Here is a 21,472-nt window from a genome sequence, read left to right as displayed (position 1 = left end):
GGCGGCGTGGACTTTGCGGAAAGCTTGGGCCGTCCAGCCGGGGCAGGGGCGTCCTAACCCGCGAGCCGCGCCCGCGCGTCGGTGCGGGCGAGACGCGCCAGCAGGTACTCGACCTCGGCCTTCGCGGTGGCGGTCAGCGCCTGCGAGGGCTTGCGCTGCGCGTCGGAGGCGAAGATGCCCCGCCGCATGAAGACGTATTTGCGCACCGCGAGCCCCAGCGGGCCCTGCTGCTGCTCGTAGCGCAGATAGGGGAGGTGGGCGTCGAACAGGTCGTGGGCGGCGTCGCGCTCGCCGGCCCGGCCGAGGCGCACCACATCGACCAGCATTTCCGGAAAGGCGTAGCCGGTATTGGCCCCGTCGGCGCCGCGCTCGGTCTCGAAATCGAGGAACAGGCCGCCGTTGCCGACCAGGATCGAGATGTGGCGCATCGACCCGTCGCGCTCGAAGCCGCGCAGCGTCGAGATCTTCTCCAGCCCCGGCCAGTCCTCGTGCTTGAGCATCACGCAGGACGGGTTTTCCGACACGATCCGGCGGATCACGCCCGGCGTCATCTGCACTGAGAAGGTGAGGGGGTAATCCTGCAGGACGAAGGGCACGTCCGTCCCGATCGCCTCCACGGCGTTGCGGTAGTAGCCGACGACTTGATCGTCGGTGCGCAGGGTGTTGGGCGGTGCGATCATCACGCCGGCCGCCCCCAAATCCATCACCTCTCGGGCCAGCGACCGCATGGCCGCGAAGCCCGGCGCCGTGACGCCGACGATCACCGGCAGCCGGGTGCGCCCGAGGACGCGCCGCGCCACCGCGATGCCCTCCGCGTGGTCGAGCTTGCCGGCCTCGCCGAGCTGGCCGAGGATCGTCAGACCGTCGACGCCGGCCGACCCGAAGAAGTCGGTCATCCGGTCGAGGGAGACCTCGTCGATCCGGCCGTCCGGATGGAACGGCGTCGGTGCGATCGGTACGACGCCGCCGATATCGCTGGTGAGGGGCATGCCGGTCTCCGCGCTGCTGCGGCGGCCGCCGGCCGCCGGGTGGCATGCCCCATACTAAAAAATCCCGGGCGACGCGATGCGTCCGGGACGGGCTCCAGGCGATCGATCCGTTCGATCAGCCCAGCAGCTTGTCCAGGGTGATCGGCATCTCGCGAACCCGCACGCCGGTGGCGTGCCAGATCGCGTTGGCGATCGCCCCCACCGTGCCGGTGATGCCGATCTCGCCGACGCCCTTCACGCCGAGGTTGTTCACCACCGCGTCGTCCTCGTGGACCAGGATCGCCTCCATGGCGGGCACGTCGGCGTTCACCGGCACATGGTACTCGGCGAGGTTGTCGTTGAGGAAGCGGCCGGTGCGCGGGTCCATCTCGGCTCGCTCGTGCAGGGCGAAGGACAGGCCCCAGATCATCCCGCCGTAATACTGGCTCTGCACCAGCCGCGGGTTGATCACCCGGCCCGCCGCGAAGGCGCCGACGAGGCGGCTCACCCGGATCTGGCCGAGATCGGGATCGACCTTCACCTCAGCGAAGACCGCGCCGTGAGCGTGCATGGCGTACGACGCCTGTGCCGCCGGATCAGCACCGGCCTTGCCCTGGCCCTCGATGCGCGCCCGGCCGGCCCGCTTGAGAATATCCGTGACGGATTCGCCCCGGCTCGGATCGTCGCGCCGGGTCAGCCGGCCGTCGGCGGCGGTCACGCCGGCATTGCCCGCGCCGTAAAGCGGGGAGGCGGGGTCGTTGGTGGCCAGCTCTGCGAGTTGCCGGATCACGTCGCCGGCCGCCGCGTGGATCGCGCCGCCGGCCGTGGCGGTGTGGCCCGAGCCGCCCGCGATGCCGGCATTCGGCAAGTCGGAAGATCCCATCCGGAAGGTGAGGGCGTCCATCCCGATCCCGAGCCCGTCGGCGGCGATCTGGGCCAGCGCCGTCCAGGATCCCTGGCCCATGTCGATCGCCCCGAGCTCCACCGTGCCGGTGCCGTCGGCGCGGATCTCGGCCCGGGCCATGCCTTCGAAGATCAGCGCCGGGAAGGTGGCGGTGCCCATGCCGGTGCCGACCAGGAACCCGTCCTTGTCGCGCGTCTGGCGGGGCTGGAGCGGGCGCCCGGCCCAGCCAAAAACCTCGGCGCCGCGGCGGTAGCATTCCCGCAGGGCTTTCGAGGAGAACGGCTTGCCGGTGAGCGGCTCGACCTCGGCGTAGTTGGCGAGGCGGAAGTCCAGCGGGTCCATGCCGAGCTCATGGGCCATCTCGTCCAGCGCGCTTTCCAGGGCGACGCTGCCGGTGGCCTCGCCGGGCGCCCGCATGAACAGCGGCGTGCCGGTGTCGAGGCGCACGGCCTCGTGCCGGATGGCGATGGCCGGGCTCGCGTAGAGAGTGCTGGTCGCCCGACCGGCCGGCTCGAAGAAATCGTCGAAGCTCGACGAGGCGGTGCGGATGTGGTGGTCGAGGGCCGTCAGCTTGCCGGACGCGTCGGCGCCGAGCCGGAGTGTCTGCCGGGTCGGTCCGCGATGGCCCATCGGGCCGTACATCTGGGTGCGGGTCGGCACGAGCTTCACCGGACGGCCCACGAGCTTCGCCGCCATGCAGGCGAGCACCTGCGGCCCGGCGGGGACGCCCTTCGAGCCGAAGCCGCCGCCGAGATAGGGGCTCTCGATGTGGATGTCCTCGGGGCTGATGCCGAACAGTCCGGCGAGCCGGGCCTGCGACATGGCGAGCGCCTGGGTCGGCATGTGCAGCGTCAGCCGGTCCCCGTCCCAACTGGCTACCGCCGCGTGCGGCTCCATGGCGTTGTGGTACTGGGCCGGCGTCTCGTAGGTGGCGGCGATCGTCTTCGACGCGGACGCGAGCCCGGCCTCGACATCGCCGTCCGTCTCGACCGGCGGCGCGCCGACGCCGACCGAATCCGGCGTGAAGGCCTCGCCGGAATCGAGCCCGATCCGCGGCGTCTCGGCCGCGTAGGTCGGGGCGAGCAGCCGGGCGCCCTCGGTGGCCGCCTCCAGGGTCTCGGCGATCACCACGGCGATGGGCTGGTTGGCGTAGCGGACGCGATCGTTCTGCAGGAGGTCGAGGCGGAAGGTGAACGGGCCGTCCTTGGCGTCCGGGTCCTTGGCGAGCGTCGGGGCGTGCCCCGGCCGCATCACCGCGACGACGCCGGGATGCGCCTCGGCGGCGGCCACGTCGAGGCCGGTGACGCGCCCCTTCGCGATCCGGGCGACGCAGAGCGCCGCGTGGAGGGTTCCGGGGGGCAGGTTGTCGGCGGAGAAGCGGGCCTGGCCCGTCACCTTGAGGGGGCCGTCGCGCCGGGTCAGCGGCTGGCCGATGCTGGAGCCGTGCCGGATCGGGCCGGCGGGGAGGTTCGAGGCGGGCGTGTTCGATGGCGTGGAGGTCGCGGTCATGCGGGTCTCCTCAAGACGGGTTCCGGGTGAAGCCTTCGGTTGCGGTGACCCGCTCCGTCATCACGGGCGGCGCGAAGTGACCCAGGGCAGCGCGACATCGAAGGTCGCGGCGCCGCCGACCGGGGGCGGGGTCAGACGATGCCGAACGGGGAGGCGGGGAGCGCCGGGATCCGGGCGGGCGTGCCCGCGGCGGCCTGGCTCAGGGCGCGGATCGCCACCCGGCGGGCGAGTTCGATCTTGAAGGCGTTGGCCTCTCCGGTGGGCTTGGCGCCGGCGAGCGCCGCGTCGGCGGCCTTCGCGTAGGCCTCGGGGGAGGGCGCCTGTCCGGCGAGCGCGGCTTCAGCCTCCGCCACCCGCCAGGGCTTGAGCGCGAGCCCGCCCAGGGCGAGCCGGGCCTGCCCGATCCGGCCGCCGGCCTCCAGGGTCAGGGCGGCCGCCGCCGAGACCACCGCGAAGGCGTAGGAGGTGCGGTCGCGGACCTTGAGGTAGCGGGCGTTGGCCCGGAAGGACGCCGCCTCCGGAGGTAGCCGCAGGGCGATGATCAGCTCGCCGGGCCGCAGGGCGGTCTCTCGCTCCGGATGGTCGCCGGGCAGGTGGTGGAAGTCCGTGAGCGGCACCTCTCGGGCGCCGTCCGGCCCGGCGATCTCGACCACCGCGTCCAGGGCGGCGAGCGGCACGCAGAAGTCGGACGGGTGGGTGGCGATGCAGTGCTCGCTCCAGCCCTGGACGGCGTGGATGCGGGTGGCGTGCCCCAGGGCCGCGCAGCCGGAGCCGGGCGCGCGCTTGTTGCAGGGCGAGACCGCATCGGTGAAATACTGGCAGCGGGTGCGCTGCATCAGGTTGCCGCCGACCGTGGCGGCGTTGCGCAGCTGCGCCGAGGCGCCGGCCAGCAGGGCCTCGGCCACCATCGGGTAGGCCTTGGCGAAGGCCGGATCGTGGGCGAGATCGCTGTTGCGCACCAGGGCGCCGACCCGTGCGGTGCCGTCCGGCAGCCGCTCGATCGCCGAAAGGCCGGGGAGGCGGCTGATGTCGACGATCCGCTCCGGGGTGGCGACGCCGCCCTTCATCAGATCGACCAAGTTGGTGCCGGCGGCGAGATAGGCGGTGCCCGGCTGCTGGCCGGCCGCCACGGCCTCGGGCACGCTCGCGGGGCGGATGTAGTCGAAGGTCCTCACGCCGCGTCCTCCCGCTGCTCCGAGGTCCGGGCGGCCGCGTCCTGCACGGCGTCCAGGATGCCCGCGTAGGCGCCGCAGCGGCAGAGGTTGCCGCTCATGCCCTCGCGGATGCGCTCCGGATCGGTGCCGGCCTGGCCCTCGCGGATCAGGCCGACCGCGCTCATGATCTGGCCGGGGGTGCAGAAGCCGCACTGGAAGCCGTCATGGGCGATGAAGGCCGCCTGGACCGGGTGCAGCCGGTCGCCCTCGGCAAGCCCCTCGATGGTCAGGATCTCGGCGCCGTCGAGGCTCGCGGCGAGGGTCAGGCAGCTGTTGATCCGACGCCCGTCCACCAGGACCGTGCAGGCGCCGCACTGGCCGCGGTCGCAGCCCTTCTTGGCGCCCGTCAGACCGAGGCGCTCGCGCAGGAGATCGAGGAGGGTAACGCGCGGATCGTCGAGGGCGATCTCGCGCGGCTGCCCGTTCAGGGTGAGCCTGAGGGGAATGGTCATGCGGGGGTCCCGGCTTCCAAGGCTGGAACCGTTACAGATAGCCGCCGCCCCACTCCCGGCGAGACCTTAAGTAGAGAGCGATGTGCGCAAGATCACGGCACGCGATGGTTGCGCTGTCATGCTGACTTGACCCGGACCTCCGAGGCGGATTTCAACACGGTCTTGCCCTTGGCGGTCTTGATCTCGAGGGCGGGCTCGGCCTTCGAGGCCTCGCGCTTCACCGTGTTGCCCTTGATGGTCTTCTGGACGTCCTGCGTGTGGACCTTGGTCACCGCGCCCGAGACGGTGCCCTTGCCCCATCTGTAGGTGACGTCGTCCCCGGTCTTCACCTTCGCCTTGGCGGTCATGCGCGTCTCCATCGTGGATGCGGGGAAAGGCGCCCGGGGGCGGGCGCGTTCCCGGGTTTCCACGGCCGGGATGCCGCAGCCGGAGCGACCCAGTTCCGCCCGGCCTGCGCCTCGACCAATGTCACCCGCCCCTCAGCGCCCGACCTCCCGACGTAAGGCTGTGACCATCGTCTCGACCGCCGCCTGCGCGGTGTCACCGAGGTCGATATCGGTCTCGCCGGCGGTGACGAGGCCGCGCTCCTCCAGCTCCTTCACGCCCTCCGGATCGGCCTCATGGCCGGCGCCGTCCCGGCGAATCACCGAGGTGACTTTTTCGCCGCTGACGAGGCGGTGATAAGCCGCAAAGGCAAAGATCGAGAGGGCCTTGTCGGTAAGTCCGTTCAGGTCGTCGGCCATGCGTGCGTTCCTCGCGTCGTGCTCACGGACGAACGCCGAACGGGGCCGGGGGGTCCGAACGGCGGCAGGGGTGCGACGACGGGTGCTCCCCTACGAGCGGCGACGCTTCGCGCCGGGGCCGCCTTCCTGCTACTCTGTCACCATCCATGAGTGCGAACACCGACCAGACCGAAGTGGAACCGAGCCCCGAGCCGCACCGCGCGCCCGCGCCGCCCGATCTCGACTATCGCCTGCGCCAGCAGGCGATCCTGTCGGAGTTCGGCGTCGAGGCCCTGCGCGGCACCGATGTCGATCACCTGCTGCAGCGGGCCGCGGAGCTGTGCGCGCAGGGCATGGGCGCCGAGTTCTGCAAGGCCCTCGAATATCGGCGCGGCGCCGACACCCTGCTGGTCCGGGCCGGCGTCGGCTGGGGCCCCGACGTGATCGGCAAGGCCCGGATCGGGGCGGACCTCGCCTCCCCGGCGGGCTTCGCCCTCAAGACCGGCCGGCCGGTGATCTCCAACCACCTCGCCGACGAGACCCGGTTCCGCACGCCGCAGCTCATGGCCGAGCACGGCATCCGCCGGGCGATCAACGTGCTGATCGAGAACCGGGACGGCGCCTTCGGGGTGCTGGAGGTGGACGATACCCGCGAGGGCATGTTCGCGGAGGCCGACATCGCCTTTATGCAGGGCTTCGCCAACCTGCTCGGCGGCGCCATCGAGCGCCAGCGCACCGAGAGCCTGCTGCGGGCCGCCCTCGCCCGGCAGGACCTGCTCGCCCGCGAGATGAGCCACCGGGTCAAGAACAGCCTCGCCATCGTGGCGAGCCTCCTCGCCCTGCAGGCGCGGGCCGCCGAGGAACCCGCCGTGCAGGCGGCCCTGTCGGACGCGCGCAGCCGCGTCGAGGCGATCGCGGGCGTCCACGACCAGCTCTGGCGGCAGGGTGACAAGGTGGAGGGTGAGGGGGAGGGGGTCCCGGGCGAGCTCGACCTCGCGCCCTTCCTGGAGAAGCTGGTGGCCAACCTCGCCAGCGGCGTTCCGGGTCAGCGGCTCGCCTGCACGGCCTGCCCGCAGCGGATCTCGGCCGACCGGGCGATCCCCATCGGCCTGCTGGTCAATGAACTCGTCACCAACGCGCTCAAATACGCCTACCCGCCCGAGACGCACCCGGCGGGCGGCGAGATCCGGGTCCGCGCCGAGCGTCGGCCCGAGGGGCTCGTGGTCGAGGTTGCCGACGACGGAATCGGCCTGCCGGCGGGGTTCGAGATCGGGCGCAGTTCGAAGAGCCTGGGTATGCGGGTGGTCGGCAGCCTCACGCGCCAGCTCGGCGGCAGCCTGACGATTCCGGCCCGGGAGAAGGGCGCCTGCTTCCGTCTGGAGGTGCCGCTTGCCGGTTGAGCGCGCCGCCCGGCCGGGGCGGGGACTCGACAAAGGCCCTGCCCCGTCGCGATCTGGGCGCGACGGTCTCGGCGCGACAGGGCGCGGGCGTGAGTGGATGCAGTGACCGGGCTCAGGACGATGGCGGCGCTCCTCGCCGAACGGCTCCACGCCTTCCGGAGCCTCGGCGACAATTGCGAGTTCGGGTTCGTGCAGCGCTACGGCGGGGTCGAGCCCTCCGGCCTGCTGCGCTTCTCCTACACGCCGATGGCGGACCTGATCCGCGGCCTGCGCTGCGGCTTCGCGGATTTCGGCGTGCCGGGGGACCTGCGGCTCTCCGTGAGTTCCGGCGGCACCTATTACTGCCACAGCGTGGCCTACAACATCTGGGCGAACACCGGGCACCCGGCCGGCTCGATCGAGCCGGAGGTGCTGCTGGAGCGGGAATACGGCCGGCTGGCCCATCTCAAGCGCAAGATGCTGGATGACCTCGCCGACGGCTCGAAGATCCTGGTGCGCAAGGTCGGCCGCGACGAGCCCGAGGCCGACTTCGCCCGTCTCGCCGAGGCGGTCTGGGCGCACGGGCCCTCGACGCTGCTGCGCGTGACCGAGGCCGGCCCGGACTGGGCTCCCGAACCGGCCCGGCGCGTCGCCGACCGGCTGATCGCGGGACAGGTCCGCCGCTTCGCGCCGGTGGAGCAGGCCTGGGACGTCGACCTCGAACCCTGGATGCACCTCGTGGACAGCGCCTACGCGCTGGAGCGCGGCGCGGCGCCGACCCGCCTCGACGCCGCCGCCTTCCCGGAGGCGCTGCGGCTGCCGGGGCGCCTGCGCCGGCATGTCGGCCGGCACCGGGCGACGGCGCTCAGCGCCTACACGCGGGCGGTGGACCCGGCCGGCCTCCGCGCCGACACGGTCCACGTGTTCTCGAGCTGGGTGTGGATCCCGGAGGATTTTGCCGGGGACCGGGTCTTCGCGGCGGCCGGCTATGCCCGGCTGGGCTGGCGGGATGCCGACCTGTCGCGGCGCCGGTGCTGGCAGCGCGTCTGGGCGGCAGGGCGGCTGCGGCCCGACGCGACGCGCGAGCCCGTCGGGCTCGGCATGATCGGCACGCGGCGGGACGGGTTCTGGTCCGCCGGGGCGCGCTTCGCCGAGGGGCCCATCCCGGGAGATGAGCCGGCGCCGGATCTGCCGATGCCGCCGTTCCGGTTCCCGGGCCGGGATCTCCTCGGCCGGCTGCGGCCGCGGTTCCTGTAAGAGCGGACGCTCCGCTCTTTCGCCCCTCAAGCTCCCCGCGCGTAGAGGGCGGGCGGCGTTCCCACATGGCGTGTGAAGGCCACGCTGAACGTGCTGGCGGAGCTGTAGCCCACCCGTCCGGCCGCCTCCGCGACGGTGATCCCGTCCCGGCGGAGGAACGCCTTGGCCAGCGCCATGCGCCAGCCGGTGACGTAGGCCATCGGCGCGACCCCGACCGCGCGCTGGAACCGGTCGAAGAAAGCGGACCGCGAGAGCGCGGCCTCCCGGGCGAGGGCGGCCACCGTCCAGGCCTGAGCCGGCCGGTCATGGATGCATCGCAGGGCGGCGGCGAGATGATCGTCGTGAAGACCGCGCAGGAGCCCGGCCGATGCGGACGGACCCGCGGCCGAACGCAGCGCCTCGATGAGAAGAACTTCGAGAAGCCGCCCCAGGATCGCCTCCCGACCTGGCCGGTCCGAGCGCGTCTCGTCGTTCACGAGTTCCACCAGCGCGATCAACCGCGGCTCGCCGCGCACATGCACATGGTGCGGCAGGAGCGAGACCAGCAGGCCGGCGGCGTCCGAGGCGAAGGCGCAGTGCCCGACCAGCATCCGGATGTCGGGCTCGGCGTGCTCCGGCCCGAGCTGGAACAGGCCGGGACTCGTCTCGACGCGCGCCGTCGGCGCGTCTGCTGGCGGCGGCTCCAGGCTGGAGACCGCGAAGGCGCGGGCCGCCGGAACCAAGATGAAGTCGCCCGCTTCGAGCACGATCGGCGCGCATCCCGCCACGTCCAGACGGCACCGCCCCTCTAGGATCGCGCCGTAGAAGGGCCGGCCGGCATCCGCGCGCGTCACCCGCCACGTGCCGCCCGCAACGACGCGCTTCGCGATGTCGGGCTCGGGCCGGAGCAGTCCGACCATCTGGCTCAGGGGATCCGTCATATCTGGACGATCGCAAATGTGATCCGGACTTTCAATGATAGATCGTCCGGCTTTAGCCGCCTACTCTCGGGGCGCCACCGTCCGGAGATCATCGTCCATGCGCACCATCCTCATCACCGGCTGCTCGTCCGGCTTCGGCCTGGAGACAGCCCGCTTCTTCCTCGACCGGGATTGGTCGGTCGTCGCCACCATGCGGACGCCGCGCCCCGACATCCTGCCCGTTTCTGACAGGCTCCGCGTCCTGCCGCTCGACGTGACGGAGGCGGACAGCATCGCGGCGGCGGTTGGCGCGGCGGGCCCGATCGATGTCCTCGTCAACAACGCCGGCGTCGGCCTGCTCAACGCCCTCGAAGGCGTGACACCCGACAGGGCCTACGCGGTCTTCGCGACCAACACGCTCGGGACCATCGCGGTGACCCGGGCGGTGCTGCCGCAGTTCCGGGAGCGGCGCTCGGGCGTCATCGTCAACGTCACCTCGGCCGTGACGCTCCGGCCGCTGCCCTTCCTGTCGGTGTACACGGCCAGCAAGGCGGCGGTGAACGCCTTCACCGAAGCGCTCGCGACGGAACTGGAACCGTTCGGCATACGCACGCGCTTGGTCATCCCGGGGCGGGCCCCCGACACGGCATTCGGCGAGAACGCCCGCGCCCGCATGGGGATGGACATTCCCGAGGCCTACGCGGACCAGGCAGCGACGCTCTTCGCCGGAATGCGCCGTTCCACTGAGCCCCTGACACGGCCGCTGGACGTGGCGGCCGCGATCTGGCGGGCGGCGACCGATCCGGCTTGCCCGATGCGCCTTCCGGCCGGCGCGGACGCCGAGGCCTGGGCCGCGGCTGCCTGACGTTGCTTCGCTTTCGGCGTCGAACGAGATCCAACGGCCTGCCTCGGGGAGGGCGGGCCGGGCAGAGGACGGCCGGGCGCGCCGATACGGGCCATCCGCGCCGATCGCGCGTCCACGCGGGTCGAAGTCCGCGCAGCCGAGGCCAGCGGACGGGCGAGCGTGGCGCGTTCGCGGGGAGGGGGCCCGGACCGCCCTCGCCCGGTCCGGCTGGCAGGGACCAGCCGGTGGTCCGCGGTCATCACCGCCCGAGGCGAACCCAGCATAGGCCGGTCATCCACCCTGTCGCGTCGAGGATCGAGGCGCGACCGGCTCCCAGGCATCGGTGTCTCAAAGGCACGGATAGCCGCGGTCACGAAGCCTCCGGCGGGAGCCCGCCATGTATCGTTCGTCTTTTATTCTTTTTTTGTTCCAAGGATGACAACTCCGTACCGGCTCCAGCAACCCTCGCGCGCCTTTCTCGATTATTCGCATAAGATATATTATGGAACATTAGGGTCGATTGGATCGGGCGAGGGGGCTGGCATGCCAGTTTGGTCGCCAGATTGCGAGCCCCGCTGAGATGCCGCTTCGTACCGTGTCCAGTTCCGTGCAGCACGACCTCCAGACGACGCGACTTCGGCGTTGCCAGGTGTGCCGCCCTGATCGAGCCCCGATCGGGTGAGGGCGGTCCGAGCCCCCTCCCCGCGGCGGCTTGCACCAATGCGTGGTCTCACGCGGCGCGGCTCGCCAGGCGGCGCACATCGCCGAGGATCCGGCCGTCCTGCGTCCGACAGTCGATGTGCTCCGACAATCGGCCGGACCGGATCCGGATCGCCGCCGGCCGGGCCAGAAGCGCGGCGCGCTCCAGGAATTCCGCGGCGCGCATCGGCGCGTCCCGGCCGCCGCCGAGACCGCGCCACCAGGACACCGCCTTCTCCCGCTCGTAGCCGCTGCGCTCGGGCCGCAGGCGGACGCGCCACGCTGCCTCGGCGGGGCCGTCCCGCCAGCCGAGGACGAGGTCGAGCCCGTCCGGCGCGGCCTCAAGCTTCAGGGCCGTGACCGGATGCCAGACGGCCTCGTGCCAGCCGGTCTCCGCCATCGGGGTAGGGCCGGCCGGTTCTGGACCGGGTCGGCCGGGGTCCGCCGAGAGGATCGCCAGCTCGTCATCGGCTGCGGCTTCGTGCGGCGCCTCGGCATCCGGGTCTGCCTCCGGCTCGATCCAGCAGGCCTCGCAGGTGGAGGCGTTCAGCGCGATCAGGGCGCCGCAACCGGGGCAGGGCTTGGCGCGCGAGGCCCCTGCCCCGCCCAAGCCCTGGGTGGCGCTCCGCACCGTCACGGCGTCCACGGGCCCGTGCATCCGCACCAGCCCGGCATAGTCGAGGATCAGCGCGTTTTCCTTGCCCGGGGCGCGGCGCAACGCCCGGCCGACCTGCTGCACGTAGAGCCCGGTGCTGCGGGTCGGGCGCAGCAGCGCCACCAGATCGACCTCGGGCACGTTGAAGCCGGTGCCAAGCACACCGACCGAGGTCAGGCAGCGGATCTGTCCGGCCCGGAACGCCGCCACGATCCGGTCGCGCTCCCGGCGGGGTGTCTCGCCCGAGACGCTCTCGCAGGAGTACCCTTCCGCCCGCACCGCGTCGCGCACGGCGTCCGCGTGGGCGAGCCCGGCGCAGAAGGCGAGCCAGGCCCGTCGGGAGCGCCCGTATTCCGCGAGTTCCGCGACCGCTGCGCGGGTGATCCAGTCGCGGTTGACCGCCGCCTCCAGCTCGCCGGGGATGTAGTCGCCCCCGCGCCGGCCGACCCCCGACACGTCGAGCTGGGTGAGCGTCGCCTTGGAGACGAGGGGCGCCAGGAAGCCGTCCCGGATCAGCGTGAACGTGTCGGCCTCGTAGGCGATGCCGGAAAACAGCCTGTGCTCGCCTTCGTCGAGGCGGCCCGAATCGAGCCGGTAGGGCGTGGCCGTGAAGCCCGCCACCCGCAGCCCGGGTGTCAGCGCCCGCAGGCCGGACAGGAAGCGGCCGTAGCGGGTATCGGCGGCGCGGGGGATCAGGTGGGCCTCGTCGACGATCACGAGGTCGCGGGCTCCCACCGCGTCGAGCCGGTCGGCCACCGACTGGATGCCGCAGACCAGCACCTGCGCTCCGGCCTCGCGCCGCCCGAGCCCGGCCGAGAAGATTCCGGCCGGCGCCTCCGGCCAGGAGCGGGTCAGTTCGGAAAAATTCTGGGCGACCAGCTCGCGGCTGTGGGTGACGATCGCCACCCGGGCGAGGGGGTTTTCGTCCAAGACCTCCCGGGCGAGGGCCGCGATCACGAGCGCCTTGCCGGCGCCGGTGGGCAGCACGATCAGGTGGCCGAGCGCCGCGTCGTCCGCCCCTCCCCGCGCCCAGGCGGCCGAGAGCGCGTCGAGGCTGGCGCGCTGATAGTCCCGCAGGCGCAGCATGGCGGCGGTCTAGCCGGCCGCGCCGGCGCTGTCCGTGGCGGCGCGGTCACGGCGCAGCAGGTAGATGTCCATGATCCAGCCGTGCCGCGCCCGGGCCTCGGCACGGACCCGGCGAATCTCGCCGCCCGCGTCGCCCAGCCGGCCGGAGACCAGGATTTCGTCCGGGCTGCCGAGATAGGCGCCCCAGTAGATCGTCAGGTCCGGGTCGAGATGCGCGAAGGCCGGGTCGCCGTCGAGCATCACCACGACGCTCTCCGCCTCCGCCGGCCACCCCGCGGCGAGGCGACGGCCGGTCGTGATCAGCACCGACCCGCCGATGCCGTTCAGCGGCACGCCGTGGCGGGCGGCGAGGACCTGCACGCTGGACAGCCCGGGCACGACGAGGCGCCGGAACGGCACCCGTCCGCGGGCCAGGATGTGGTCGAGGATGCGCAGGACGCTGTCGTAGAGGGCCGGGTCCCCCCAGGCCAGGATCGCCCCCACCTCCCCGGCCCCGAGATGGGCCGCGAAGGCCGCCTCCAGCCGCTCGGCCCGGGCCGCGTGCCAGGCCTCGACGGTGCGCCCGTAATCGGCCGGGCGGCGCTCCCGGGGCGGGTCCTCGACCGTAACGACCCGGTGGGGTTTTCGGATATGGGCCGCGCAGATCCGGCGGCGGATCTCGACGAGGTCGGCGGTCTCGGCGCGCTTGTCGAGGACGAACACCGCGTCGACGTCGGCGAGCGCCCGCACCGCCTGGAGGGTCAGGTGCTCGGGATCGCCAGTGCCGATGCCGATGACCCGGATCTGCCTGTCCTGCATGCCGTCCTGTCCTCCGCCGGGGCGGGGGAGGGCCGGCGCCGGCCTCCCCTACAAGCGCGCGTCGGCTTTGGCGAGGATCGCCCGCGCGATGGTCAGGTCCTGCAGGGCGATGCCGGAGGAATCGAACACGGTGATCGCATCCGGATCCGCGCGCCCCCCCTCCCCGCTCCGCAGCACGTCGCCGAGCGCCGTGAGGCCTCCTTGAGCCTGCGCGGAGGCGTGCTGGAACTCGCCGATGGTGCGCGACTGCTCCGGCAGGTCGCAGAACAGGGCCGCCCGCTCCAGCAGGGCCGGGGGCAGCTCCTGCTTGCCCTTCGCGTCCGCGCCCATGGCGGCGACATGGGTGCCGGGACGGACCCAATCGGCCTCGAACAGCGGCGCCCGGGCCGGCGTTGCCGTGACGATCACGTCGGCCGCTTCGCAGGCCTCCCGGGCGGAGGCCGCCCGCACGTCGAGCCCGGACGCCCCCTGCCCCGCCAGGCGCTCGGCGAAGCCCGCGACCTTGGCGGGGTCCCGGGCAACGACCAGCACCGTCCTGATCGGCAGGACCCGGGCGAGCGCCGCGCACTCGAACTCGGCCTGGTTGCCGGCCCCGAACACGGCGAGCACCGCGGAATCCGGCCGCGCCAGGACGCTCGCCGCCACCGCGTCGGCGGCAGCGGTCCGGTAGGCGTTGACGCGGCCCGCCTCGATCAGCGTGTCGACCCGGCCGACATCCTGGTCGAACAGCAGGATCACCGAATTGTGCCGCGGCAGGCCCCGGTCGGGGTTGCCGGGCCAGAACGAGCCGACCTTCAGGCCGGCATAGTCGGCCGTGGAGCCCGACTTGATCGAGAACCGGTTGGCCGGCTCCGAGCCGTGGCCGAGCACCGCCGGGAACAGGGTGGTGCCCGCCGCCACCGCGGCGATCAGCGCCTCGCGAGCCGCGTCGAACGCCATGGCGTGATCGACCAGGGCGGCGGATTCCTCCTCAGAGATGAAGCGCATGGATTCAGGGACCTTCCAAGTCATGGTTTCAAAAGGTCGAGACCTTTGCGGGTGCAGGGCAGAGCCCTGCCCTCGGGCGGAGCCCGATGTCGGGGCGCCGCCCCGACATCCCGCCGAAGGGCTTCAGCCCTTCGGAATCCCCTACAGGGTCATGCCGCGGGCGGTGACCGGCCAGATCGCCTCGACCCGGCCGTTCCGCACGCCGACATACCAGTCGTAGACGTTGACCGTCGGGTCGCAATGGCCGGGGATCAGCTTCAGGCGCTCGTTGAGCTTCAAGACGTTGCCGGGGTCGCTGATCACCCCGTGCTCGTCCGAGCACTTGATGTACTCCACGTCGTCCCGGCCGAAGACCACCGGCAGGCCGCTGTCGATGCTCTGCGCCTTCAGGCCGGCATCGCAGATCGCGACGTCCGCCTTCGCCTTGCTCATGATCGCCGTGTAGATGAACAGGCTGTTCTCGAAATCCGCGATCGGCCGGCCCTCGGCGTCCTTCACCCGCTGGTAGTCCGCGTCCATAAAGACGTAGGAGCCGCATTGCAGCTCGTTGTAGACGCCGCTGCCGCCCTCCATGGCGAAGCTGCCGGTGCCGGCCCCCGCCACGATGGCGCAGTCGAGGCCCGCTCCCTTCAGCAGGTCGACGGTGCGCCGGGTCTCGTCGATCGCCGTCTGGATCAGGGCCTTGCGCTCGCCGAAGTCGCGCACGTGCTGAGCCTTGCCCTGGTAGGCCTGCAGCCCCGCGAAGCTCAGGCCCGGCGACGCCGCGATCTTCTGCGCGATCGCCACAGCGGGCTCGCCCGGGGCGACGCCGCAGCGGCCGGCGCCGACGTCGATCTCCACGAGGCACTCCAGGATGACGCCGTACTTGACCGCCGCCGCCGAGAGGTCGTCGACATTGCCGAGGTCGTCGACGCAGACCAGAACGCGCGCTCGGGTAGCGAGCGCCGCGAGCCGCTCGATCTTCTTCGGCGCCACCACTTGGTTGGAGACCAGCACGTCGCGGATGCCGGCGCTCACCAGCGCCTCGGCTTCGCTGACCTTCTGGCAGCAGACGCCGCAAGCCCCGCCCCGCTCGATCTGCAGGACCGTGATGTCGGACGATTTGTGGGTCTTGGCGTGCGCCCGGTGGCGCAGGCCGTGCTCCTTCATGAAGCGGCCGAGCTTGTCGACGTTGCGCTCGAGGGCGTCGAGGTCGACCAGCAGGCAGGGGGTGTCCACCTCCTCGACCGGCATCCCGACTGTGGCGGGAATGTTGTTGCGCATGGTATGTCCTCCTGATCGTGCAGATCTCGTGGCGGGGGGCCTGGATTACGGGGCGAGGCCCAGAAGCTCGGCGATGCGCGGCGTCGCCTTGATGCCGGTGCCGGTGAGCACCACCACGGTGGTCTCATCGGGCCGGATCGCGCCGCGCGCGGTGAGATCGGTGAGCGCCGCCGCCGCCATGGCGCAGGTCGGCTCGACGTAGAGGCCCGATCGGGCGAGCTCCATCAGGGCCGCCTCGATGGCATCCTCGGAGACCGCCACGGTGCCGCCGCCGGAGCGGCGGAGCGCCGCCAGCACCTCCCGGCCGCGGACCGGCTGGGCGATCGAGGCACCCTCCGCGAGGGTCGGGCGGGGCGTCACCGGCAGGAAATCCTCCGCGCCAGCCTCGAAACCCGCGTGCAGGGGCGCGCAGTGGGCCGGCTGGACCGCGTAGAGGCGCGGCAGGCGGGCGATCTCCCCCCGGCGCAGCAGCTCCGAGAAGCCGATATCGCAGCCGAGGATGTTGCTGCCGGCTCCGCACGGGATGATCACGGCGTCGGGCGCGGTGAAACCCAGATCCTCCCACAGCTCGTAGGCCAGCGTCTTGGTGCCCTGGAGGAAGTGGGCCTGCCAGTTGTGGCTGGCGTAGAAGATCGACTCCGCCTGGCCGACCGCGGCGTCGGCCGTGTCCTGGCGGGAGCCGGGGACCAGCTCGACTTCGGCGCCGGCGGCCCGCATCTGGACGGTCTTGGCCGGCGAGGTCGAGGCTGGGACCAGGATCTTGGCCCGCATCCCGGCCGCGGCCGCGTAGGTCGCCACCGCGGCGCCGCCGTTGCCGGAGGAATCCTCCAGCACCGCGTCGATCCCCTGCTGGCGCAGGATCGACAGCATCACGGACGCGCCCCGGTCCTTGAAGCTGCCCGAGGGCGCGAACCACTCGAGCTTGAAATGCGCGTGCCCGCCCCGCCAGGGCCGGCGCACCAGCGGGGTGCAGCCCTCGCCCAGCGAGACCGGGTCGGCCACCGCCACCGGCAGGGCGGCGGCGTAGCGCCAGAGGGAGCGCTGGCCCGTGTCGATCTCCGGCCGCCCGATTCCCGGCAGGTCGGTGATCATCAGCGGACCGCCCGTCTCGGAGCGCCAGCGCGGCGTCTCGATCGGGTAGGTCGTCCCGGTCGCGGGGTCGAGATAGGCGGGAGACGAGGGCATCGCGGCTCGGGTTCCGGGGTGGTTCGGAAAGAGAATACAAAATAATCTGCAACGGCGCGCCCCCCAGTTCGGGGATGGGACGGCGCGCCGCGCTGCGCGTCAGGGCTCCGCCCTGACAACCCGCCAAAGGGCTTCAGACCCTTGGAAACCCGGGTCAGGCGGCGAGCGGCAGGACCGTCGGCTCCGGGGCGTGCTCGGCGGCGATCGACTCGGCGACGAGTTCGGCGGTGGCGCCCGAGAGGGTCCAGCCGAGATGGCCGTGCCCGGTGTTGTAGAAGATTCCGGGCCGGCGACCGCGGCCGACCTTGGGCAGCATGTTCGGCAGCATCGGCCGCAGGCCGCTCCAGGCCACCACCCGGTCGGTATCGACGCGCGGGAACTGCTCCCGGGTCCAGTCGACCAGCGGCTGGATCCGGTCGTGGCGGATGTCGCGGTTGAAGCCGTTGAACTCGGCGGTGCCGGCGACCCGCAGGCGCTCGTCGCCGAGGCGGCTGGTGACGATCTTGGCCGCCTCGTCGAGGATGCTCACCTCCGGGGCCGCCGCCTGCGCCTCCGGGGTCAGCAGGTTCACGGTGATCGAGTAGCCCTTCACCGGGTAGACGTTGACTCGGTCGCCCAGCATCGCCGCGAAGTGCCGGCTGGCGCAGCCCGCGCAGATCACCACCGCGTCGGCCCGCAGGACCCGCGCGTCGCCGGCCGTCTGGCCCGCGTCACGCCAGCGAACCGCGTAGCCCCCCTCCCCCGGCGCGATCGTCTCGACGCTGGCGTCCTGGACGAAGCGGACGCCCTTGCGCGCGCAGGCGGCCGCGAGACCGCGGGTGAATTTGTGGATATCTCCGGTGGCGTCCGAGGGCGTGAAGTAGCCGCCGTGATAGCGCCCGGCCAGCGTCGGCTCGATCGCCCGGATCTCCTCGGGGGTCACGGCGTAGCGCTCCAGGCCGCCCTCCCGCAGCAGGGCGTTGACGGCAGTGGCCTTCTCGAAGCTCGCCCGGTCCCGGTAGAAATGCAGGATGCCGCGGGTCTTCAGGTCGAAGTCGATCCCCTCGGCCTCGGCCATGGCGAACAGGGCCTCCCGGGCCTTCAGGGCCAGCCGCACCGTCTCCACGGTGTTGGCGCGATAATGGGCGATCTCGCGGACGAACTCCGCCATCCAGGACAGCTTGTGCCAGGAGGGCTTGGGATTCATCAGCAGCGGCGCGTCCCGGCGCAGCATCCAGCGCAGGCCCTGCACCACCGTGGAGAGCTTGTTCCAGACCTCGGCGTTGCAGGCCGAGAGCTGGCCGCCGTTGGCGAAGGAAGTCTCCATGGCGGCGTAGCGCTGCCGGTCGAGGACGGTGACGCGGTAGCCGCGCTGGGCGAGCGCGTAGGCGGTCGTCACGCCGGTGATGCCGGCGCCGATCACGGCGATGTGGGTCATGGGTGGAACTCCGGAACGAGGACGCGTGGAGGCCGCCTCAAGCGGTCGGCCGGTTGCGCGCCCCATCTGTCCCGGTGCCTGAGAGCTTGATCCGGTCCGGCCCTGGCGAGGCCTTTCGCGGACGTCCCCTTCGGCGGGTGCCCACGGGCTTCCCCGCTGCACCGCTCTCCAGATCGCCCTGACGACACGGTTCCGGTGCCTGAGAGTTTCCGGGGCGGTTGCTCCGTCGGCGCCGGGTCCCCTCTGCTGGGAAGATCCCGGTCTCTCCCGCATCGTCGCGATGGGCTGCTCCACGGATACGCCGGTCAGCCGCCGGGGAGAAGCCCGCCCGTCCCGGCCGGGACGGATTTCGCCGACAGCCGATCCCGGTTGTCACCGCCGGGAGCGATCCCGGCCGCCGTCTGTTGACGGAGGATTTCAGGGAGCGACCGATGCTGACGAGGACCGCGATCTACGAGGGCACGGTGCGCGACGGTCGCGAGGAGGAGTTCTTCCGCCGGGTCCGGGATGAGCTGGAGCCGTTCTGGCGGCGCTTCCCGGGCGTCACCGCGGTGCGGGTGCAGCGCCTCGTCTCCAAGGACGCCGACGCCCGGCCGATCGCCATGATCCTCGAGATGGACTTTCCCGATCAGGCGGCGCTGGACGCCTGCCTCGCCTCCCCGATCCGCCCGGAATCGCACGCCGCCACCGAAGCGGTGATGCAGATGTTCGAGGGGCGCTTCTATCATCTCGTCAGCGAGGGCCGGACCCTGCCGCCAAGCCATTAGGGCCTGGTGCGGAAACATGGGATCGGGCTTCTCCGATCCCACGCCGACAGAGACCCGGCCCTGCCGCCGTTCCCGTGGGTCGGCGGCGGGCGCTTCGGATCGAGCGCAGATCGCCATCCGGGCGGTGTACGCCCCCTGGAACCCGCGCCCCTGGAACCCGCGCCCCTGGAACCCGCATCCCTGGAACCGGCGCCTTGGAAAAAGCCGCGTACCGGTAGCATTCTCTCAGTGCGCCGAGGCCGTTCGCTCCCATATCGCCGTCTCGGGACGCTGCCTGACAGTCTCTCGAAGCCCGGCGCCCTGTCGTCGTTGTGCCGGGCGCGCCCATCCGGTTCGACCCGGACGCGATGAGCCGCGACTTCGTCTCGAGAACTTGCAGAGGAGACCACGAACCGACTTCGTGATGCGGTGCTCGCACCGGCCCTGATCCTCGGCCTCGCCTCGGGGGCAGCCCACGCGTCGAACCGGTTCGATGGGGCTTGGTCGGTCGTAGCTATGGCCGAGAGCGGGACCTGCACCGCGCCCTATCGCTACCCCATCGTGATCCGGGACGGACAGGAGGATGAGGCCGGGGGCAACGGCGTTGATGCCTCCGGCCGTGCCGGAGAGGACGGCCGGATCACCGGCACAATCCGCAGGGGCCTCGCCAACGTCGCGGTGTCCGGCCGCCTCAGCGGGGCCGCGGGACGGGGGCGCTGGACGCTCTCCGGTCTGGGCTCGTGCTCGGGACGCTGGACGGCCCGCCGCACGGGGTCGCGCGGGTCGGAGGTCGGAGCGCCTGCGACGCAAGATTAGGCAAGCCAAGTCAATGCAGGATCTGTATTTACCGTCTATAAACCTCGATCAACCGATTGAACTACCACGATAACAAATCTCAGCACGATCGCTTCAGTCGCGCCAACTTCTTAAGGGTCTCGGGTCAACTTCTGTCGACACGACAGCACCTTCAAATTTGGTAGGCGGCGTGATGGCGAAGTGGATACCCGGCGCGGCCGTTTTCGGCCTGCTGTGCCTGATGATCATCCCGGCTCCCGGGATCTGGGGCGTGCTGATCGGGGCCGCCTGCGTGCTGGCGATCGTCGGCAGCCTGTGCATGCTCGCCCTCGATCGGGTGGCGAGCGCCATCCTGGCCTGGCGCGAGCGGGTGCGGGCGCGACGCCTGGGCCGGGCCCGGGCGGTCCGTGCCGGCTTCGGGGTTATCCGGAAGGTCTGAGCGCCAGAAGGGGCGCTCGGCGGGGCGGTGGGGACTGGATTCCCCGCGGCATCGGTGCAAGGTCCCGGCGCCACGATCGCGGCGCCAAGACCAACCGGGACGGTCCGATGAAGCTCCTGTACTCCCCCGCCTCTCCCTATGCGCGCAAGGTGCTGGTCCTCGCCCACGAGGCGGGACTGATCGACCGGATCGACGTCACCGTCGCGGGGGCCTCGCCGACCGGCCCCTCCGCGGAGGTCGCCGCCCACAACCCCCTGGGCAAGATCCCGGCCCTGGTGCTGGACGACGGCACCGCCCTCTACGACAGCCGGGTGATCTGCGAGTATCTCGACGGTCTCTCGGCCGGGCCGCGCCTGTTCCCCGAGGGCGCCGCCCGCTGGGACGCGCTGACCCGGCAGGCGCTCGCCGACGGCCTGCTCGATGCGGCGTTGCTGACCCGGTACGAGCGCGTGCTGCGCCCGGAACCGCTGCGCTGGGACGACTGGGAGGCCGGCCAGATCGGCAAGATCCGGTCGGCGCTGGACCGGTTCGAGACCCTGGTCGCCGGGATGCCGCCGCTGGATATCGGCACCGTCGCGCTGGCCTGCGCCGTCGGCTACCTCGATCTGCGCTTCCCCGACCTCGCGTGGCGCGAGGGTCGTCCGGCCATCGCCGCGTGGTACGCGGATTTCGCGCGCCGGCCGTCGATGGAAGCCACCGTGCCGAAGGGCTGAGGATCCCGCCCGCGGGCCCGGCTACGGCCGGGCCCGGTCGGCGGTCGCGTAGGGGTGCGTGGAGCCGAGCGGGTCGGCGAAGAAGGTCTCCACCGTCCCCGCCCCCGTGCCGAAGGTGATGAGCAGGAAGCCGCCCGCGAGCGCGAAGTTCTTGAGGAAATCCCAGAACAGCTCGCGGCCCTTGCCGCCGGTCCGGAAGTCGCCCGGCACCCAGAACTGCTTCCACAGGAGCGCCGTGACCCCGCAATAGCCGGCCATCACGAAGGCCGCCGCCCGGTCGGCGGTGCCGGTCAGGATGCAGAGCGACATCCCGATCTCCACGCAGAGCCCGATCAGGATCAGCGCCGTGGCGGGCGCCGTGGCGTGCACGGCCTGCCGCGCCTGGCCGACCGCGCCCTTGAAGTTCAGGATCTTGTCGAGCGCGCTGAACGGCAGGAACAGCAGAACCAGGAGCAGGCGGGTGCCGAACGCGATCGCGACGCTGAGGCTGGCCATGCGCTGAGACGACTCCCGACCCGGCCCGCTTCGGGCCGCTGATCCA

General features: G+C 71.9%; 21 protein-coding genes and 2 riboswitches. Of the genes, 7 read left to right on the top strand and 14 right to left on the bottom strand.

The window, feature by feature from the left end; all coding sequences use genetic code 11:
- Nucleotides 1–53: 53 nt before the first annotated feature.
- The 6 genes from ABIE45_RS19795 to ABIE45_RS19770 form a co-directional block, all read right to left on the bottom strand.
- Nucleotides 54–989: a dihydrodipicolinate synthase family protein gene (locus ABIE45_RS19795; protein ID WP_192711319.1), complete on the bottom strand. Its 936-nt coding sequence runs from the start codon at nucleotides 987–989 to the stop codon at nucleotides 54–56.
- A gap of 115 nt (nucleotides 990–1,104) precedes the next feature.
- Nucleotides 1,105–3,381, bottom strand: coding sequence for a xanthine dehydrogenase family protein molybdopterin-binding subunit (locus ABIE45_RS19790; RefSeq protein WP_192711318.1), 2,277 nt, complete (start codon nucleotides 3,379–3,381; stop codon nucleotides 1,105–1,107).
- 131 nt (nucleotides 3,382–3,512) lie between these two features.
- Nucleotides 3,513–4,556 (bottom strand): xanthine dehydrogenase family protein subunit M, encoded by a 1,044-nt coding sequence (locus ABIE45_RS19785; protein WP_192711317.1) that lies wholly within the window; start codon nucleotides 4,554–4,556, stop codon nucleotides 3,513–3,515.
- Nucleotides 4,553–5,047: a (2Fe-2S)-binding protein gene (locus ABIE45_RS19780; protein ID WP_042673359.1), complete on the bottom strand. Its 495-nt coding sequence runs from the start codon at nucleotides 5,045–5,047 to the stop codon at nucleotides 4,553–4,555. The genes ABIE45_RS19785 and ABIE45_RS19780 overlap by 4 nt, the downstream gene beginning before the upstream one ends.
- 116 nt (nucleotides 5,048–5,163) lie before the next feature.
- On the bottom strand, nucleotides 5,164–5,394 hold the full coding sequence (locus ABIE45_RS19775) for a DUF2945 domain-containing protein (protein ID WP_192711316.1): 231 nt from the start codon (nucleotides 5,392–5,394) through the stop codon (nucleotides 5,164–5,166).
- A gap of 132 nt (nucleotides 5,395–5,526) precedes the next feature.
- Complete coding sequence (locus ABIE45_RS19770; RefSeq protein ID WP_192711315.1) at nucleotides 5,527–5,790, bottom strand: hypothetical protein; 264 nt, start codon at nucleotides 5,788–5,790, stop codon at nucleotides 5,527–5,529.
- 146 nt (nucleotides 5,791–5,936) lie between these two features.
- On the opposite strand from ABIE45_RS19770, the gene ABIE45_RS19765 reads away from it, so the two are divergent.
- Both ABIE45_RS19765 and ABIE45_RS19760 read left to right on the top strand, forming a co-directional pair.
- Nucleotides 5,937–7,169, top strand: coding sequence for a histidine kinase dimerization/phosphoacceptor domain -containing protein (locus tag ABIE45_RS19765; protein WP_210332063.1), 1,233 nt, complete (start codon nucleotides 5,937–5,939; stop codon nucleotides 7,167–7,169).
- A 120-nt stretch (nucleotides 7,170–7,289) separates the two neighbouring features.
- Nucleotides 7,290–8,405 carry a hypothetical protein gene (locus ABIE45_RS19760; protein ID WP_210332068.1) on the top strand — a complete coding sequence of 372 codons (1,116 nt, stop codon included), beginning with the start codon at nucleotides 7,290–7,292 and terminating at the stop codon, nucleotides 8,403–8,405.
- A gap of 26 nt (nucleotides 8,406–8,431) precedes the next feature.
- Here ABIE45_RS19760 and ABIE45_RS19755 read toward each other — a convergent pair whose 3' ends face one another.
- On the bottom strand, nucleotides 8,432–9,325 hold the full coding sequence (locus tag ABIE45_RS19755; RefSeq protein WP_192711313.1) for an AraC family transcriptional regulator: 894 nt from the start codon (nucleotides 9,323–9,325) through the stop codon (nucleotides 8,432–8,434).
- 97 nt (nucleotides 9,326–9,422) lie between these two features.
- Here ABIE45_RS19755 and ABIE45_RS19750 point away from each other — a divergent pair, with 97 nt between their 5' ends.
- Nucleotides 9,423–10,169 carry an SDR family oxidoreductase gene (locus ABIE45_RS19750; protein WP_192711312.1) on the top strand — a complete coding sequence of 249 codons (747 nt, stop codon included), beginning with the start codon at nucleotides 9,423–9,425 and terminating at the stop codon, nucleotides 10,167–10,169.
- Nucleotides 10,170–10,878: 709 nt separating this feature from the next.
- Here the strand turns inward: ABIE45_RS19750 and ABIE45_RS19745 are convergent.
- The 6 genes from ABIE45_RS19745 to ABIE45_RS19720 form a co-directional block, all read right to left on the bottom strand.
- Nucleotides 10,879–12,588 (bottom strand): DEAD/DEAH box helicase, encoded by a 1,710-nt coding sequence (locus ABIE45_RS19745; RefSeq protein WP_192711311.1) that lies wholly within the window; start codon nucleotides 12,586–12,588, stop codon nucleotides 10,879–10,881.
- Nucleotides 12,589–12,597: 9 nt separating this feature from the next.
- Entirely contained in the window at nucleotides 12,598–13,386 is a 789-nt protein-coding gene (gene cobF, locus ABIE45_RS19740; RefSeq protein WP_192711310.1) for a precorrin-6A synthase (deacetylating), read from the bottom strand.
- Nucleotides 13,387–13,434: 48 nt separating this feature from the next.
- Nucleotides 13,435–14,373 carry an ornithine cyclodeaminase family protein gene (locus tag ABIE45_RS19735; protein WP_192711309.1) on the bottom strand — a complete coding sequence of 313 codons (939 nt, stop codon included), beginning with the start codon at nucleotides 14,371–14,373 and terminating at the stop codon, nucleotides 13,435–13,437.
- 141 nt (nucleotides 14,374–14,514) lie between these two features.
- Complete coding sequence (locus ABIE45_RS19730; RefSeq protein WP_192711308.1) at nucleotides 14,515–15,636, bottom strand: DSD1 family PLP-dependent enzyme; 1,122 nt, start codon at nucleotides 15,634–15,636, stop codon at nucleotides 14,515–14,517.
- Between the two features lie 45 nt (nucleotides 15,637–15,681).
- Nucleotides 15,682–16,821, bottom strand: a complete 1,140-nt coding sequence (locus tag ABIE45_RS19725; protein WP_192711307.1) for a pyridoxal-phosphate dependent enzyme — start codon at nucleotides 16,819–16,821, stop codon at nucleotides 15,682–15,684.
- Between the two features lie 154 nt (nucleotides 16,822–16,975).
- A complete protein-coding gene (locus ABIE45_RS19720) occupies nucleotides 16,976–18,304 on the bottom strand; it encodes a D-amino acid dehydrogenase (RefSeq protein ID WP_373622490.1) in 1,329 nt (442 codons plus the stop codon).
- Nucleotides 18,303–18,412, bottom strand: a riboswitch (glycine riboswitch). It overlaps the preceding gene by 2 nt.
- 3 nt (nucleotides 18,413–18,415) lie before the next feature.
- Nucleotides 18,416–18,518: riboswitch (glycine riboswitch) on the bottom strand.
- Nucleotides 18,519–18,669: 151 nt separating this feature from the next.
- Between ABIE45_RS19720 and ABIE45_RS19715 the strand changes: the two genes are divergently transcribed.
- From ABIE45_RS19715 to ABIE45_RS19700, 4 genes are all read left to right on the top strand, one after another.
- Nucleotides 18,670–19,005: a hypothetical protein gene (locus tag ABIE45_RS19715; RefSeq protein WP_192711305.1), complete on the top strand. Its 336-nt coding sequence runs from the start codon at nucleotides 18,670–18,672 to the stop codon at nucleotides 19,003–19,005.
- 408 nt (nucleotides 19,006–19,413) lie between these two features.
- The gene (locus ABIE45_RS19710; RefSeq protein ID WP_192711304.1) at nucleotides 19,414–19,800 is read left to right on the top strand and encodes a hypothetical protein; all 387 of its coding nucleotides are present in this window, start codon (nucleotides 19,414–19,416) and stop codon (nucleotides 19,798–19,800) included.
- Nucleotides 19,801–19,972: 172 nt separating this feature from the next.
- A complete protein-coding gene (locus ABIE45_RS19705) occupies nucleotides 19,973–20,218 on the top strand; it encodes a hypothetical protein (RefSeq protein ID WP_192711303.1) in 246 nt (81 codons plus the stop codon).
- Between the two features lie 107 nt (nucleotides 20,219–20,325).
- Nucleotides 20,326–20,931 (top strand): glutathione S-transferase, encoded by a 606-nt coding sequence (locus ABIE45_RS19700; RefSeq protein WP_192711302.1) that lies wholly within the window; start codon nucleotides 20,326–20,328, stop codon nucleotides 20,929–20,931.
- A gap of 21 nt (nucleotides 20,932–20,952) precedes the next feature.
- Here ABIE45_RS19700 and ABIE45_RS19695 read toward each other — a convergent pair whose 3' ends face one another.
- Complete coding sequence (locus ABIE45_RS19695; protein ID WP_192711301.1) at nucleotides 20,953–21,426, bottom strand: DoxX family membrane protein; 474 nt, start codon at nucleotides 21,424–21,426, stop codon at nucleotides 20,953–20,955.
- Between the last annotated feature and the right edge of the window lie 46 nt (nucleotides 21,427–21,472).

It is taken from the genome of Methylobacterium sp. OAE515 (genome assembly GCF_041806315.1).
In the GTDB taxonomy this organism is placed as follows: domain Bacteria; phylum Pseudomonadota; class Alphaproteobacteria; order Rhizobiales; family Beijerinckiaceae; genus Methylobacterium; species Methylobacterium tardum.
The sequence above is the reverse complement of the archived record's forward strand: the minus strand, read 5'-3'. Positions and strand labels throughout refer to the sequence as shown.

What these genes read in the sequence shown, in the direction of transcription:
- ABIE45_RS19795 (WP_192711319.1), bottom strand. Translation starts at nt 989, where the DNA reads ATGCCCCTCACCAGCGATATCGGCGGCGTCGTACCGATCGCACCGACG.
- ABIE45_RS19770 (WP_192711315.1), bottom strand. Translation starts at nt 5,790, where the DNA reads ATGGCCGACGACCTGAACGGACTTACCGACAAGGCCCTCTCGATCTTT.
- ABIE45_RS19725 (WP_192711307.1), bottom strand. Translation starts at nt 16,821, where the DNA reads ATGCCCTCGTCTCCCGCCTATCTCGACCCCGCGACCGGGACGACCTAC.
- ABIE45_RS19760 (WP_210332068.1), top strand. Translation starts at nt 7,290, where the DNA reads ATGGCGGCGCTCCTCGCCGAACGGCTCCACGCCTTCCGGAGCCTCGGC.
- ABIE45_RS19765 (WP_210332063.1), top strand. Translation starts at nt 5,937, where the DNA reads ATGAGTGCGAACACCGACCAGACCGAAGTGGAACCGAGCCCCGAGCCG.
- ABIE45_RS19755 (WP_192711313.1), bottom strand. Translation starts at nt 9,325, where the DNA reads ATGACGGATCCCCTGAGCCAGATGGTCGGACTGCTCCGGCCCGAGCCC.
- ABIE45_RS19695 (WP_192711301.1), bottom strand. Translation starts at nt 21,426, where the DNA reads ATGGCCAGCCTCAGCGTCGCGATCGCGTTCGGCACCCGCCTGCTCCTG.
- ABIE45_RS19735 (WP_192711309.1), bottom strand. Translation starts at nt 14,373, where the DNA reads ATGCGCTTCATCTCTGAGGAGGAATCCGCCGCCCTGGTCGATCACGCC.
- ABIE45_RS19775 (WP_192711316.1), bottom strand. Translation starts at nt 5,394, where the DNA reads ATGACCGCCAAGGCGAAGGTGAAGACCGGGGACGACGTCACCTACAGA.
- cobF (WP_192711310.1), bottom strand. Translation starts at nt 13,386, where the DNA reads ATGCAGGACAGGCAGATCCGGGTCATCGGCATCGGCACTGGCGATCCC.
- ABIE45_RS19730 (WP_192711308.1), bottom strand. Translation starts at nt 15,636, where the DNA reads ATGCGCAACAACATTCCCGCCACAGTCGGGATGCCGGTCGAGGAGGTG.
- ABIE45_RS19790 (WP_192711318.1), bottom strand. Translation starts at nt 3,381, where the DNA reads ATGACCGCGACCTCCACGCCATCGAACACGCCCGCCTCGAACCTCCCC.
- ABIE45_RS19700 (WP_192711302.1), top strand. Translation starts at nt 20,326, where the DNA reads ATGAAGCTCCTGTACTCCCCCGCCTCTCCCTATGCGCGCAAGGTGCTG.
- ABIE45_RS19705 (WP_192711303.1), top strand. Translation starts at nt 19,973, where the DNA reads ATGGCGAAGTGGATACCCGGCGCGGCCGTTTTCGGCCTGCTGTGCCTG.
- ABIE45_RS19745 (WP_192711311.1), bottom strand. Translation starts at nt 12,588, where the DNA reads ATGCTGCGCCTGCGGGACTATCAGCGCGCCAGCCTCGACGCGCTCTCG.
- ABIE45_RS19720 (WP_373622490.1), bottom strand. Translation starts at nt 18,304, where the DNA reads ATGGGGCGCGCAACCGGCCGACCGCTTGAGGCGGCCTCCACGCGTCCT.
- ABIE45_RS19780 (WP_042673359.1), bottom strand. Translation starts at nt 5,047, where the DNA reads ATGACCATTCCCCTCAGGCTCACCCTGAACGGGCAGCCGCGCGAGATC.
- ABIE45_RS19750 (WP_192711312.1), top strand. Translation starts at nt 9,423, where the DNA reads ATGCGCACCATCCTCATCACCGGCTGCTCGTCCGGCTTCGGCCTGGAG.
- ABIE45_RS19715 (WP_192711305.1), top strand. Translation starts at nt 18,670, where the DNA reads ATGCTGACGAGGACCGCGATCTACGAGGGCACGGTGCGCGACGGTCGC.